The sequence below is a fragment of the Streptomyces sp. NPDC023527 genome, assembly GCF_055560115.1.
The window spans coordinates 39,066-52,294 of sequence record NZ_JBVHJJ010000022.1 but is presented as its reverse complement, the minus strand read 5'-3'; the positions used below and the strand labels follow the sequence as shown (position 1 = coordinate 52,294).

Sequence of the window (13,229 nt, the reverse complement as noted above, 5' to 3'; positions counted from 1 at the left end):
GAGGTGACCAGGACTTTCAAAGGAACCGCGTCCCGACCAGAAGGCCGGAGACGGGGTATTTTATAGTCTGGCGTTGACTTTTGGCACGCTGTTGAATTCTCAAGGAACGGACGCTTCCTTTGTACTCACCCTCTCGGGCTTTCCTCCGGGCGCTTCCCTTCGGTATTTCGTGTTCCGACTCTATCAGATCCTTTTCCGTGCCGTTTCCGGCTGGAATTTTGTTTCCGATCCCCGTCGGCGGGGTGTTCACTACTTTAGCGGTTTTCCCTGTCGGCTCCTAATCGAGCCGATCGACGCCATATTTCGCACAGCGAAAATATGACCCGGTCAGGGGGCGACCTCAGTAGTAGTGGTTGTTGCCGCTCCACGGTTCGCGCACATGGCGCCGTCCGTCTCAAGCGGCTCGGGCTACGTTAGGTCCTCGGCGCTCCGGAGTCAAGCACCGGCCGGGCGCGTCTTCTTGCCCCGGTTCCGCGGCACATGGGCGCGGTAAGGGCTGACCGTGGGGTCGCCGTCCGCCCAGAAGCGCCACGGGTGGGTCGCGCCCTCGCCTCCTACCCCTGTCCGCGGGCCGTTACGCACCCGGTCCGGGTGGATCGGGTGGCCGGTGAGGACGGTGAGCGGGGACTTCGGGCCGGCGCAGAGGTCGGTGCCGTTCAGGCTCCGGTCGACGTCCAGGGCAGTGGCCAGGCGGGCCGGACCCTGGGCCAGCTCGTGGTCCCTTCGCGCCTTTGGGCGTCGCGCGCGGGCGAGCTCCGCTCCCCGCATCACCTCGCCGGCCCTCAACAACACACCGCTCGCCGTGCCTTCCTGGCCGCACACCAGGTTGAGGCTGAACCACATGCCGTAGATGAAGTACACATAGGCGTGGCCGGGCGGTCCGAACATCGAGGCATTCCGCTCGGTCCGGCCGCGGTAGGCGTGGGAGCCGGGGTCCGCCTGGCCCGCGTAGGCCTCCACCTCCGTGATGCGGAGTTCGATCGGCCCGTCCGGCGAGTTGCGGACCAAGGTGCGGCCGAGCAGCTCGGGGGCGACCTCCAGGACGGGACGGTCGAAGAAGTCGCGGGCGATTGGCATACGGTCAGGCGCGGCGATCATGCCGATCGAGCGTAACGCAGTGGCGCGGTAGATGCGCGGTACAAGAAGGGTCCGCACACGGGCCCGAGGAGGAAGAGGGAGCATGGGCTTCAAGAAGATGCTGGCGAGCCTGGGTGCCGGGGGCGCTTCCGTCGAGACGGTGCTGTTCGAGGAGAACGTCGTCCCGGGCAGCGTCGTCCAGGGTGAGGTGCGCATCCAGGGCGGGTCGGTCGCCCAGCAGATCCAGGGGGTGTCGGTCGGGCTCCAGGCGCGCGTGGAGGTCGAGGGCGGTGAGAACGAGTACAAGCAGGACGTGGAGTTCACGCGCCTACAGGTCGGCGGGGCGTTCGAGGTGCAGGCCGGGGCGGTGCACGCGGTGCCGTTCGGGCTGGAGATCCCCTGGGAGACGCCGATCACGACGTTCCTGGGTCGGCACCTCACCGGCATGAACATCGGGGTGACCACCGAGCTCGCGATCGCACGGGCCGTGGACTCCAGTGACCTCGATCCGGTGAACGTGCACCCGCTGCCCGCCCAGCAGGCGATCCTCGATGCCTTCGGGCAGCTGGGCTTCGGTTTCAAGAGCGCCGACCTGGAGCGCGGTCGCATTCAGGGGACGCGCCAGCGGCTGCCGTTCTACCAGGAGATCGAGTTCCACGCCCCGTCGCAGTACCGGGGGCTGAACGAGGTCGAGCTGTCGTTCGTCGCGGACGACCGTGAGATGGACGTGGTGCTGGAGATGGACAAGAAGCCGGGGCTGTTCACCGAGGGCAGCGACACCTACCGCTCGTTCACGGTCGACCTCCACTCGTACGGACAGACCGACTGGGCCGCGTACCTCAACCAGTGGCTCGCGGAGGTCGGCGGCCGGCGCAACTGGTTCTGACGGGTCCGGTCCGCCGGCCGTACGCGCGTCAGCCCAGCAGCACGGCCAGAGGCGACTCGCCGTCGGCCCAGTGGTCGACGGCGTCGCCGAAGATCGCCTCGGCCGTGCGGGCGTCGCGCGGGGCCGCCTTGTGGAAGGTGTCCCAGCCCTCGGCGAGCAGGAGATAACCGCGGGCCTTGCCCTCCTCGCGCCACCAGGAGAGGTCGGTGAGGCAGTCCGCGAGGGCGTCCCAGTTGCGGCCGAACCACTCGGGGAACTCCAGGTCGGTCGCGCAGCGGTCGAGGAAGCCGGCCTTGTCCGTCACTCCGCCGAGGCGCAGCACGGCCGCCCGCCAGTCGGCTTCCGCGGCGATGGACACGGCGCGGGCGGTGGTGTCGGTGGGCGGCAGGCGGTAGATCCCCGGCGGGGTCGTGCCGAGGAGGAGTCCGGTGAGTCCGGGGGCGGGCAGCAGGCCGGTCATGGTTGTACCACCGCTTCGAAGGTCTGGTAGTGGTCGCCGGTGTAGTAGCGCTCGGCGTGGTCGCCGGTGATGATGCGGCGGGCGCCGCGGTTGTGGGCGCCGGGGGTGGGGACGGTGTACTCGTGGTAGTAGCCGCGGGCCTGTTTCGGCAGCCGGTTCTCGTAGTTGCCGAAGACGGTGCCGTCCTTCTCGTACGGGAAGGGGCCGCCGCGCTCGATGAGTTCGAGGGTCTTGCGGGCCTCGGCCGGCAGCCGGGTCGGAGTGACCGTCTTCATGCCCTTCGCCCAGGCCGGGACGGGTGTGGCGGTCGTGGTGGTGCTGCCGTCCTTGTGGCCGCCGGAAGAGCAGGCGGGCAGGAGGAGCAGAGGAAGGGTGGCGAGCACGGCGGTCAGCGCGCGCAGGGCGCGGCCGGCCGGGCGTCGTCCGATTGGTCCAAGCTGTCGAAGCACGCTTCGTATGGTCTCAGTCCGAGCGGTCGCGGCCTGGTTAGGCTGGCGCTTTCACTGTTCCCCGCGTACAGGAGGCGCCGAAGTGCCCGAGCAGAAGCGACCGCCGCTCCCCCATGACTTCCATCCGCCGGTGGCCTCGTTCACGGTGGTGAGCGATGACCTGACGGACGGTGGGACGCTCGCCGACGGTCAGGTGCACAGCAAGGGCAACCTCTCGCCGCACCTGCGCTGGGAGGGCGCTCCGGCGGGGACGAAGAGCTACGCCGTGACGTGCTTCGACCCCGACGCGCCGACGGGCAGCGGTTTCTGGCACTGGGTGCTCTTCGACATCCCGGCGTCGGTGACGGAGCTCCCGGCCGGGGCGGCCAGCGGGGACATGAAGGGGCTGCCCGACGGGGCGGTGCATGTCCGCAACGACTACGGCACACGTGACTTCGGTGGCGCGGCGCCGCCGCCCGGGGACGGGCCGCACCGCTACGTGTTCACGGTGTACGCGGTCGACCAGGAGAAGCTGGGGCCGGACGCGGACGTCTCGCCGGCCGTGGTGGGCTTCAACCTGCGGTTCCATTCCCTGGGGCGGGCGCAGTCGGTCGCCGAGTACGAGGTGCCCGCCGAGGGCTGAGGCCCGTAGGCACGGGGGAGCCGACCGGAAATTCCGTTGCGCCCCGTCGCCCCGGATCGCACAGTGGTGCATGGCTGACGGCTTCGCATGGCCGTCGGGCAGTGGACACCGCAGTGGCGGGGGCGGCGGGGCGCGCGCGCGCCGGCCGTCTGCCGGAGCCCGGTGTTGGGCCGGGTGGCCGCGTCCGCTGCCGTACGCTCCGGGCCCGTGATTCGCCACGGGGGAAGGGCCCGGAGCGTTACCCCCTTCCCTCCCCGCACTTCATCGCGCCTGTCCTCAACTCCCTTGCCGCCTGCGGAAATCGCATTGTTTTCCGGCCGCGTCCAGGGGCAGAGTTGAGCCATCTTTGCCGCTGGGGCGGGGACGGTCCGGGAGGTGGACGGGATGCGGGAGACGTTGGTGCTCAATGCGAGCTTCGAGCCGCTGGCGACGGTGTCGCTGCGGCGGGCGGTGGTGCTCGTCCTTCAGGGCAAGGCCGTCGTCGAGCAGGCCAGGCCGGGGTTGCGGGTCCGGGCGTCGACGGTCGATGTGCCGGTGCCGCAGGTGATCAGGCTCTGCCGGTACGTACGGGTGCCGTTCCGAAGACGGGCGCCGTGGTCGCGGCGGGGGGTGCTGGTGCGGGACCGGCACCGGTGCGCGTACTGCGGGCGGAAGGCGACGACGGTGGACCACGTGGTGCCGCGTTCGCGCGGGGGTGCGGACAGCTGGCTGAACACGGTCGCGGCGTGCGCGGAGGACAATCACCGCAAGGCGGACCGTACGCCCGAGCAGGCGGGGATGCGGCTGCTGAGCCGGCCCTTCGAGCCGACCCCGTCCGATGCCCTGTTGCTGGCGTTGGGGGCGTACGGGCGTGAGCCGCTGCCGGAGTGGCTGGCGTTGCCCGCGCCCGCCCCGGCCTGAGACCCCGGGGCCGCCTCTCGTCGAGGCGGCCCCCGTCGTCGTTCCGGCTATCTGAGCAGCATCTGCACGATGGCGACGACGCCCACCGCGACGATGACGCCGCGCAGGGCGGTGGGTGACAGCCGGCGGCCGACCTTGGCGCCGATCTGGCCGCCGAGGGTGGAGCCGACGGCGATGAGCAGCACGGCGATCCAGTCGACGTCGGCGACGAAGACGAAGAAGAGCGCGGCGACGCCGTTGACGACGACCGCGAGGACGTTCTTGAGGGCGTTGACGCGCTGGAGGTCCTCGCGGAGCAGCAGGCCCATGAGGGAGAGGTAGAGGACTCCTTGGGCCGCGCCGAAGTAGCCGCCGTAGGCGCTGGAGAGCAGCAGGCCGGCGAGCAGGCCGGGGCCGCCGTCGGTGGGGGTGTCGGTGGTGCCGTTGCGTTCGCGGCGGCGGGCGAGGGCCCTGGCGAGCCGGGGCTGGAGGATGACGAGGACCAGGGCGAGGCCGATGAGGGCCGGCACGATCGCGTCGAACGCCTTCGAGGGGAGCGCGAGCAGCAGGATCGCGCCGGTGAGGCCACCGATCAGCGCGGTGGTGCCGAAGCGGACGATGCGGCGGCGCTGGCCGCGCAGTTCGCGGCGGTAGCCGATGGCGCCGCTGATGTTGCCGGTGACGAGGCCGAGGGTGTTGGAGACGTTGGCGGTGATCGGCGGGAGGCCGATGGCGAGCAGCACGGGGAAGGTGAAGAGGGTGCCGGAGCCGACGATGGTGTTGATGGTGCCCGCGCCGATGCCGGCGGCGAAGACCGCGAGTGCTTCCCAGATGGACAAGGCCATCTCCTTCATGGTCAGTGTGACGCCTCCCCGCCATGAGAGGTCGAGGGGCCGTACTGATCATGCAGGAGGGGGCCGGTGTCAGTCGATGGGGGGCTGCTCGCGCCGGGGCGTCTCCTTGGTGGTCTTCGAGCCGGAGCCGCTGCCGGGGCGCGGGGGGCCCATGGGGCCGAAGTTGCCGACGGCGCCGCTCAGTCCCTTGAGGGCGTCACCGATCTCGCTGGGCACGATCCAGAGCTTGTTGGCGTCGCCTTCGGCGATCTTCGGCAGCATCTGGAGGTACTGGTAGGCGAGCAGCTTCTCGTCGGCGTCGCCGGCGTGGATGGACTCGAAGACCGTGCGGATCGCCTGGGCCTCGCCCTCGGCGCGCAGGGCGGCGGCCTTGGCCTCGCCCTCGGCGCGGAGGATCGCGGACTGCTTCTCGCCCTCGGCGGTGAGGATCTGCGACTGGCGGATGCCTTCGGCGGTGAGGATCGCGGCGCGCTTGTCACGGTCGGCGCGCATCTGCTTCTCCATCGAGTCCTGGATGGAGGTCGGCGGCTCGATGGCCTTGAGCTCGACGCGGTTGACGCGGATGCCCCACTTGCCGGTGGCCTCGTCGAGGACGCCGCGCAGGGCGGCGTTGATCTCCTCGCGGGAGGTGAGGGTCCGCTCCAGGTCCATGCCGCCGATGATGTTGCGCAGGGTGGTGACGGTGAGCTGCTCGATGGCCTGGATGAAGCTGGAGACCTCGTAGGTGGCGGCTCGGGCGTCGGTGACCTGGTAGTAGATGACGGTGTCGATGTTGACGACCAGGTTGTCCTGGGTGATCACCGGCTGCGGCGGGAAGGGGACGACCTGCTCGCGGAGGTCGATGCGGTTACGGATGGAGTCGATGAACGGGACGACGATGTTCAGGCCGGCGTTCAGGGTGCGGGTGTAGCGGCCGAAGCGCTCGACGATGGCGGCACTGGCCTGTGGGATGACCTGCACGGTCTTCATGAGGGCGATGAAGACCAGCACCACCAAGATGATCAGGACGATGATGATCGGTTCCATCGTGGCTCCCCGTGCCTGTTGTGGTTGATCGAGTTCCCGAGTCTTTCAGAACGCGGCGGCGCCGTGCAGGGATTGGGCCGATATGACGCCCGCTCGCCATGACGGCCGCTCACATGACGACGGCCGTCGCGCCGTCGATCTCGATGACGTCCACCTGCTGGCCGGCCTCGAAGACCCGCTCGGTGTCCAGGGAGCGCGCCGACCAGACCTCGCCGCCGAGCTTGATGCGGCCGCCCTGGCCGTCGACCCGTTCGAGCACGACGGCCTGGCGGCCCTTGAGCGCGTCGACCCCGCTCGCCAGCTCGGGCCGCTGGGAGCGGTGCCGGTTGGCGATGGGGCGTACGACGGCGATGAGGGCGACCGAGACGGCGGCGAAGACGACGAACTGCGCGACCGTGCCACCGCCGGCGGCGGCGGTGACGGCGGCGGCGACGGCTCCGGCCGCGAACATCCCGAACTCGGGCATCGCGGTGACGACCAGCGGGATACCCAGTCCGACGGCGGCGACGAGCCACCACACCCATGTGTCCACGCGTTCATGGTAGGGCGCGGTGGCCGCCCCCCGACAGTGCGCGGGGCGCGCCGTCGGGGGTGGCCGGGGGTCAGGAGAGGGGCAGGCCCTGGGCGGTCCAGCGGTCGCCGTTGCGCTCGACGATCAGAGGGAGGCCGAAGCAGTGGGAGAGGTTGCGGGAGGTGAGTTCGAGCTCGACGGGGCCGGCCGCGAGGACCTTGCCCTGGCGGATCATCAGCACGTGGGTGAAGCCCGCGGGGATCTCCTCGACATGGTGGGTGACCATGACCATCGAGGGGGCCAGCGGGTCGCGGGCCAGTCGGCCGAGGCGGCGGACGAGGTCCTCGCGGCCGCCGAGGTCGAGGCCGGCGGCGGGCTCGTCGAGGAGCAGCAGCTCGGGGTCGGTCATCATCGCGCGGGCGATCAGGGTGCGCTTGCGCTCGCCCTCGGAGAGGGTGCCGAACTTCCGGTCCAGGTAGTCCGTCATGCCGAGGACGTCGAGGAAGGCGCGGGCGCGCTGCTCGTCGACCTCCTCGTAGTTCTCCTGCCAGGTGGCCGTCATGCCGTACGCGGCGGTCAGCACGGTCTCCAGGACGGTCTGGCTGCGGGGCATCTTGTCGGCGAGGGCGATGCCGGCGATGCCGATCCGCGGGCGGAGGTCGAAGACGTCGACCGCGCCGAGCTTCTCACCCAGGACCCTCACGGAGCCCTTGGTCGGGAAGAGGTAGCTGGAGGCGACATTCAGGAGGGTGGTCTTGCCGGCGCCGTTGGGGCCGAGGATGATCCAGCGCTCACCTTCCTTGACCGACCAGGAGACCTGGTCCACCAGAGCCCGGCCCTCGCGGACCACGGATACGTCCACCAGTTCCAGCACTTCGCTCATGAGCGCGTTGTCTCCCATTGCAGTCTCGTCGTCGCTTGCGCCTGTAGGTGAAGCCCCCAGGGACAGCCCCAAGGGAAAAACTTACGCCACCGGCTGTCGGTGCCAGTCCTTAGGCTGGGGCCATGCTGGATGAACACCGCTCAGGACGCCTCACCGCGTGGGGAAATGCCCTCATTGCCGGATTCACGTCACCCGATGACGCCGCACACCGTATTACGGGTGACGACGCGGTGCACCGCGTCACCGGCCTGCCCGGGGAGACCGGGCCGGTCGGCCTCACGCTGGCGCTCGGCCGGCTGCGGGCGCTCGGCGCGACCGGGCTGCGGCTCGCGCTGCCGGCGCCCGGTCATCCGCTGGGGCTGAGCGGACCGCCGGAGTTCAACGCCCGGGCGCTGGAGGCCGAGGAGGCGGTCATCGCCACCGGGGCCGCGCTCGGGCTCGTACCGGAGATCCACGAGGCCGGGCCCGAGGGCGATGTGCATGTGGAGGTGGTGTGGCACTGCTCGGCCGTGCGGGACGCGCCGCCGGCGGACGTGCCCTCGCTCGGTGAGGCCGAGCGGGAGCTCGCGGAGGCGCTGCGCGAGGCGACCGAGGTGCTCACCCGGCTGGACGTGGCCGGCTCGGGGCCCATGGCGCAGGCCGCGCTGGAGGCGTACCGGGCACGGGCCGAGGCCGGGCGCGAGGTGCTCGCCCCCGGCTATCCGCCGCGGGCGGTGCGCGTGCTGGAGCTGGCGCAGCGGGTCGGCGCGCTGATCGCGATCGCCTACGAGCCGGGGGACGGCCGGGGCCGGGAGCACGGTGGCGCGGTGAGCGCGTCGGAGATGACGGCACGCGCGCTGGCGCTGCGGCCCGTGGAGCGGACGGCCCGGCGGGCACAGGTCGCGGCGTACAACGCCATGGTGGAGGAGCGGGAGCGCGGGCAGCGCTGAGCCGGGCGCGCGCACAGCAGAGGGGGAGGCCCCGCGGACCTCGTCCGCGGGGCCTCCCCCTCTGCTGTGCGGAGCGTCAGCTGTTGACGCAGGTGTTGCCGAAGGTCGGGTTGAGGAGCCCGACGATGTCGATGGTGTTGCCGCAGAGGTTCACCGGCACGTGGATCGGCACCTGGATGACATTGCCGGAGACGAGGCCGGGTGAGCCCTGGGCGACACCGACGGCGCCGCTGTCGGCGACCGCGGCGCCGGCGGAGGCGCCTGCGGCCACGCCGGCCGCGGCCATGACGAGGACGGCCTTCTTGGCATTGTTCATGAGGGTCTTCCTTCTGCTGGTCCAGGCGGCCCCAGCCGCGGGGTCGCGCACTGATGAACGCCAGCACACCGCCGACGGCACGGCCATCGACGGTGTTTGCCCTCATTCGGGCGATTACTCACCCCCCGCCCGCCCGGCTACTGGCATCAAAGCCGGGCGGGCGCAGCGCACTGGTCCTACTCGTTGACGCAGACGTTGCCGTGGGTCGGGTTGAGAGCGCCGACCACGGTGACGGTGTTGCCGCAGAGGTTGACCGGAACCTTGACCGGGACCTGGACGACGTTGCCGGAGGCGACACCCGGGGAGTTCGACACCTTGCCGTCCGCCTGACCGTGGGCGGTGGCCGCACCGGCGCCCGCGAGGGCGAGACCGCCGACGGCGATCGTGATGGCCGCGGCCTTCTTCATGTTCTTCACTCTTCTATTTGCCTTCCTGGAGCGTTGCCACGGCCAGCCGCCGCGGTACGCCATGGAAAACGGGTCACGCTCGGTCAGGTTGCGGGCCCAGGTCCACGACTACACGACCGTATGAATCTCAGATCTGAAGACGACATTCCGGTATGACCGCGATCATGCTCCGATCCCATGTCGCACGGCCCACAGCGCCGCCTGCGTGCGGTCGGCGAGGTCCAGCTTCATCAGGATGTTCGAGACGTGGGTCTTGACAGTCTTCTCGGACAGCACGAGCGCGCGGGCGATCTCCCGGTTGGACCGCCCGTCCGCGATCAGGGCCAGCACCTCGCGCTCCCGCTCGGTGAGGGCGTTGCCCCGCCCCTGGCCGCTTCCGGCCTCCTCCTGGGACAGCAGGGCACCGGCCACCTCGGGCTGGAGCAGGACGTGTCCCGCGTGCACGGACCTGATCGCGCCGGCCAGGGCATCCGGGTCGACGTCCTTGTAGACGTACCCCGCGGCTCCGGCGCGCAATGCCGGGATCACGGTGCGCTGCTCGGTGAAGCTGGTGACGACCAGCACCCGGGCGGGGTTGGCCAGCTCCCGGAGCCGCCGCAGCGCCTCGATGCCGTCGGTGCCCGGCATCTTCACATCCATGAGGACGACGTCCGGGCGCAGCTCCTCGGCCCGCTCGACGCCCTCGGCGCCGTCCGCGGCCTCCCCCACGACCTCGATGTCGTCCTGGACCTCCAGGAAGGTGCGCAGGCCCCTGCGGACCACCTGGTGATCGTCCACCAGCACCACACGGATCTTGGCGTCCTTGTTGTCAGCCACCGGGCACCTCCATCTCGACCTCGGTGCCCTTCCCGGGCTCCGAGGCAACGGTCAGAACACCACCGACACCACCGGCCCGGTCGCGCATGGACACGAGCCCGAGGTGGCGGCCCGCCCGGCGGATCGCGGCGGGCTCGAATCCGCACCCGTCGTCGGCGACCCGCAGCACCGCGCCCTGGCCCCGGCGGACGAGGGAGACCTCCACGCGCTCGGCCTCCGCGTGGCGCAGGGCGTTGTGCAGGGCTTCCTGGGCGACGCGCAGCAGCGCCTCCTCCTGGGCGGCCGGGAGCGCCCGTACGCCGTGGGAGGCGAAGGTGACCCGGGCGCTGTGGGCCCGGTCCAGGACCTGGATCTGGGTGCGCAGGGTGGCGACGAGCCCGTCCTCGTCGAGACCGGCGGGGCGCAGCTCGACGACGGCGGCGCGCAGCTCGTCGGAGGCCTCGGCGGCGAGCCGTGCCACCTCGTGCAGCTCGTCCTTGGCGCGGGCGGGGTCGCGGTCGACGAGCGCGGTGGCGGCCTGGGCGGTCAGGCGCAGGGAGAAGAGCTTCTGGGCCACGGCGTCGTGCAGCTCGTGGGCGAGCCGGGCCCGCTCCCCCGCGATGGTCAGCTCGCGGCTGCGCTCGTAGAGGCGGGCGTTGGTGAGGGCTATGGCGGCGTGCTGGGCCAGGACGCGGAGGAGGTCCTCGTCCTCGGCGGTGAAGCCGCAGGCGGGTGCCCCGACGGGGCATGTCGGGGCATCTTCCTCCTCTTTCCCCCTTTTGCTCCCCTTCTTCTTGTGTGTCCTCTTATTGGCGAGGAAGAGCGCTCCGAGGATCTCGTCGCCGTCGGCGACCGGCATCCCGATGAAGTCGGTCATCGAGGGGTGCGCGGCGGGGTAGCCGCCGAAGCGGGGGTCCTCGCGGACGTCGGCGAGGCGCTGCGGGGTGGCGTCCTGGAGCATCGCGGCGAGGATGCCGTGCTGGCGGGGCAGCGGGCCGATGGCCTTCCACTGTTCCTCGCTGACACCGTCGACGACGAACTGGGCGAAGCCACCGTGATCGTCCGGGACGCCGAGGGCCGCGTACTCGGCGCCCAGCAGCTCCCGGGCCGAGACGACGATCGTCTTGAGGACGTCGCGCACCTGAAGATGCCGGCTCATGGCGAGGAGCGCGGTGCTCACGGCGGTCAGACCGGAGCGTGGGCCGTCGGGCGGTGCAGTCATGCCGTCACGGTACCGAGGTCACCGCGGGGGCGTATCGGACCGGCGGCGGCAGGTGCTTACGCCCTGCGGCCTAGGTCGTACGGCCCGGAGGGCCCTGCGCGGGCCGCGACGAGTTCCGCGATGTGGCCCTCATGGCGGCCGGCCGGGGACCAGACTCGGAGCATGTCTATACCAACGACTCAGTGGACACCTACCCACGGCGACCCCTACCGGCCGGTTCCCTACCGTCCCGAGCGGATGCCCGCCGCCGAGTCCCTCGCCCGCGCCGCCGAGCTGCGGGAGCGGATGGACCGGCGGCGGACCGTGCGGCAGTTCTCCGCCGACCCGGTGCCGGAGCAGGTGGTCAGGGACGCGATCGCGTGCGCGGCCACGGCGCCGTCCGGGGCGCACCAGCAGCCGTGGACGTTCGTGCTGGTGAAGGACGCCGAGGTGCGGCGGCGGATCCGGCAGGCCGCCGAGGAGGAGGAGCGCGTCTCCTACGAGGGGCGGCTGGGCGAGGAGTGGCTGGCGGCGCTGCGGCCGCTGGGCACGGACGAGGTGAAGCCGCACCTGACGGACGCCCCGGCACTGGTCGTGGTCTTCCAGCAGCGGTACTGGCTGGGCGAGGACGGCGAGAAGCGCAAGCACTACTACGTGGACGAGTCGGTCGGCATCGCGGTCGGGATGCTGCTCTCCGCCCTGCACCTGTCCGGGCTGGCGGCGCTGGTGCACACGCCGAGCCCGATGCGGTTCCTGTCCGAGGTGCTGGGGCGGCCGGCGAACGAGAAGGCCTTCGCGGTGATCCCGGTGGGGTATCCGGCGGCGGACTGCCAGGTGCCGGACCTGGTGCGCAAGAGCCTGGACCAGGTGCTCGTCGAGATCTGAGCAAACGATCACACACGCAAAGCACGAGGGCGCTCACACCGGGTGAGGGGGAGTACCGACCGGTGTGAGCCCGGGCATAGGACCCAGATCACCTACGATCCGGCCTAGTGGACGCATAAGGGTGTCGTAAACGGGTAGCCGGGCCGATTCCGCCGTGTTTGCGGGCCGGTCCGCGGGGCCCGTCGCAACGAAGCCGGGTAGTACGTCACACCTTTGCCAGGTGTTTTCGCAGCCGCTAACAATTGCCGAGTCGCATGGCGCCGTCGATCGAGACGCGGCGCTATTTGTACGCGCCGATCCGGGCTCTGCGACTCACGCGATTGGAAGAGGTTCAGCTCAGCATGCGCTCCCCCATCTCTGGTTATAGCCGCCTGACCAAGGCCCACAAGTTCTCCGCCGCCGGCATCGCCGCGGCCGGTGTCGCCGCCCTGGCGTTCGCCGTCGTTCCCGGTGGCTCGGCCGACGCCGAGACCCAGTCGATCGCGGTCAAGCCGGTCGCGTGGACCGCCACCTCCCTGGGTGTCCAGGACCAGCAGGACCAGCTGGGCAAGCAGTCGGACAACGCCGCCAAGCTGGCGAAGCGCGACGCCGAGGCCAAGAAGAAGGCCGACGCCGAGGCGAAGGCCAAGGCCGACAAGGAGCGCGCCGAGAAGCAGGCCGCGAGCCGTTCCGAGGAGCGCAAGCCGGTCCAGGCCGCTCCGGCCCCTGCCCCGGCCCCGAAGACCTACGCGAACAACCTGGACGGTTGGATCCGCGAGGCCATGGACATCATGAAGGCCAAGGGCATCCCCGGCTCGTACGACGGCATCTACCGCAACATCATGCGCGAGTCGACCGGTAACCCCAAGGCGATCAACAACTGGGACTCCAACGCCGCCGCCGGCATCCCCTCCAAGGGTCTGCTCCAGGTGATCGACCCGACCTTCAAGGCGTACCACGTCGACGGCACCTCCTGGGACATCTACGACCCGGTCGCCAACATCACCGCCGCGTGCAACTACGCGTGGAAGGTCTACGGCTCGATGGACAACGTGAACTCCGCCTACTGA

At 70.6% G+C, this 13,229-nt stretch carries 17 protein-coding genes; 6 read left to right on the top strand and 11 right to left on the bottom strand.

From position 1 onward, the window contains the following. Positions 1 to 435 precede the first annotated feature (435 nt). Positions 436 to 1,098: a DNA-3-methyladenine glycosylase gene (locus ACZ303_RS31520; RefSeq protein ID WP_467343912.1), complete on the bottom strand. Its 663-nt coding sequence runs from the start codon at positions 1,096 to 1,098 to the stop codon at positions 436 to 438. Between the two features lie 82 nt (positions 1,099 to 1,180). Here ACZ303_RS31520 and ACZ303_RS31515 point away from each other — a divergent pair, with 82 nt between their 5' ends. Beyond that, on the top strand, positions 1,181 to 1,963 hold the full coding sequence (locus ACZ303_RS31515) for a sporulation protein (protein ID WP_467343911.1): 783 nt from the start codon (positions 1,181 to 1,183) through the stop codon (positions 1,961 to 1,963). A 28-nt stretch (positions 1,964 to 1,991) separates the two neighbouring features. Here ACZ303_RS31515 and ACZ303_RS31510 read toward each other — a convergent pair whose 3' ends face one another. Both ACZ303_RS31510 and ACZ303_RS31505 read right to left on the bottom strand, forming a co-directional pair. Next, positions 1,992 to 2,423: a barstar family protein gene (locus ACZ303_RS31510; RefSeq protein ID WP_467343910.1), complete on the bottom strand. Its 432-nt coding sequence runs from the start codon at positions 2,421 to 2,423 to the stop codon at positions 1,992 to 1,994. Continuing rightward, on the bottom strand, positions 2,420 to 2,872 hold the full coding sequence (locus tag ACZ303_RS31505; protein WP_467343909.1) for a guanyl-specific ribonuclease: 453 nt from the start codon (positions 2,870 to 2,872) through the stop codon (positions 2,420 to 2,422). The genes ACZ303_RS31510 and ACZ303_RS31505 overlap by 4 nt, the downstream gene beginning before the upstream one ends. An 82-nt stretch (positions 2,873 to 2,954) precedes the next feature. Between ACZ303_RS31505 and ACZ303_RS31500 the strand changes: the two genes are divergently transcribed. Both ACZ303_RS31500 and ACZ303_RS31495 read left to right on the top strand, forming a co-directional pair. Further along, complete coding sequence (locus tag ACZ303_RS31500; protein WP_467343908.1) at positions 2,955 to 3,494, top strand: YbhB/YbcL family Raf kinase inhibitor-like protein; 540 nt, start codon at positions 2,955 to 2,957, stop codon at positions 3,492 to 3,494. A gap of 384 nt (positions 3,495 to 3,878) precedes the next feature. Next, positions 3,879 to 4,394 carry an HNH endonuclease gene (locus tag ACZ303_RS31495; protein WP_467343907.1) on the top strand — a complete coding sequence of 172 codons (516 nt, stop codon included), beginning with the start codon at positions 3,879 to 3,881 and terminating at the stop codon, positions 4,392 to 4,394. Between the two features lie 47 nt (positions 4,395 to 4,441). Here ACZ303_RS31495 and ACZ303_RS31490 read toward each other — a convergent pair whose 3' ends face one another. From ACZ303_RS31490 to ACZ303_RS31475, 4 genes are all read right to left on the bottom strand, one after another. Next, a complete protein-coding gene (locus tag ACZ303_RS31490) occupies positions 4,442 to 5,212 on the bottom strand; it encodes a sulfite exporter TauE/SafE family protein (RefSeq protein WP_467343906.1) in 771 nt (256 codons plus the stop codon). 84 nt (positions 5,213 to 5,296) lie between these two features. Then, a complete protein-coding gene (locus ACZ303_RS31485; protein WP_467343905.1) occupies positions 5,297 to 6,253 on the bottom strand; it encodes an SPFH domain-containing protein in 957 nt (318 codons plus the stop codon). Between the two features lie 109 nt (positions 6,254 to 6,362). Then, positions 6,363 to 6,785, bottom strand: coding sequence for an NfeD family protein (locus ACZ303_RS31480; RefSeq protein WP_467343904.1), 423 nt, complete (start codon positions 6,783 to 6,785; stop codon positions 6,363 to 6,365). A 70-nt stretch (positions 6,786 to 6,855) separates the two neighbouring features. Continuing rightward, on the bottom strand, positions 6,856 to 7,665 hold the full coding sequence (locus ACZ303_RS31475) for an ABC transporter ATP-binding protein (protein ID WP_467343903.1): 810 nt from the start codon (positions 7,663 to 7,665) through the stop codon (positions 6,856 to 6,858). A 104-nt stretch (positions 7,666 to 7,769) separates the two neighbouring features. On the opposite strand from ACZ303_RS31475, the gene ACZ303_RS31470 reads away from it, so the two are divergent. Beyond that, positions 7,770 to 8,576 carry a hypothetical protein gene (locus ACZ303_RS31470; protein ID WP_467343902.1) on the top strand — a complete coding sequence of 269 codons (807 nt, stop codon included), beginning with the start codon at positions 7,770 to 7,772 and terminating at the stop codon, positions 8,574 to 8,576. Between the two features lie 76 nt (positions 8,577 to 8,652). Here the strand turns inward: ACZ303_RS31470 and ACZ303_RS31465 are convergent, their stop codons facing one another. The 4 genes from ACZ303_RS31465 to ACZ303_RS31450 all read right to left on the bottom strand — a co-directional run bounded on the left by ACZ303_RS31465 (position 8,653) and on the right by ACZ303_RS31450 (position 11,316). Continuing rightward, on the bottom strand, positions 8,653 to 8,892 hold the full coding sequence (locus ACZ303_RS31465) for a chaplin (RefSeq protein ID WP_467343901.1): 240 nt from the start codon (positions 8,890 to 8,892) through the stop codon (positions 8,653 to 8,655). A gap of 176 nt (positions 8,893 to 9,068) precedes the next feature. Continuing rightward, positions 9,069 to 9,308, bottom strand: coding sequence for a chaplin (locus ACZ303_RS31460; protein ID WP_467343900.1), 240 nt, complete (start codon positions 9,306 to 9,308; stop codon positions 9,069 to 9,071). 153 nt (positions 9,309 to 9,461) lie between these two features. Beyond that, positions 9,462 to 10,115: a response regulator gene (locus ACZ303_RS31455; RefSeq protein ID WP_467343899.1), complete on the bottom strand. Its 654-nt coding sequence runs from the start codon at positions 10,113 to 10,115 to the stop codon at positions 9,462 to 9,464. Next, positions 10,108 to 11,316, bottom strand: a complete 1,209-nt coding sequence (locus tag ACZ303_RS31450; protein WP_467343898.1) for a GAF domain-containing sensor histidine kinase — start codon at positions 11,314 to 11,316, stop codon at positions 10,108 to 10,110. The genes ACZ303_RS31455 and ACZ303_RS31450 overlap by 8 nt, the downstream gene beginning before the upstream one ends. A gap of 162 nt (positions 11,317 to 11,478) precedes the next feature. Between ACZ303_RS31450 and ACZ303_RS31445 the strand changes: the two genes are divergently transcribed. Continuing rightward, positions 11,479 to 12,180 carry a nitroreductase family protein gene (locus ACZ303_RS31445; protein ID WP_467343897.1) on the top strand — a complete coding sequence of 234 codons (702 nt, stop codon included), beginning with the start codon at positions 11,479 to 11,481 and terminating at the stop codon, positions 12,178 to 12,180. A gap of 341 nt (positions 12,181 to 12,521) precedes the next feature. Then, entirely contained in the window at positions 12,522 to 13,229 is a 708-nt protein-coding gene (locus ACZ303_RS31440; protein ID WP_467343896.1) for a transglycosylase SLT domain-containing protein, read from the top strand.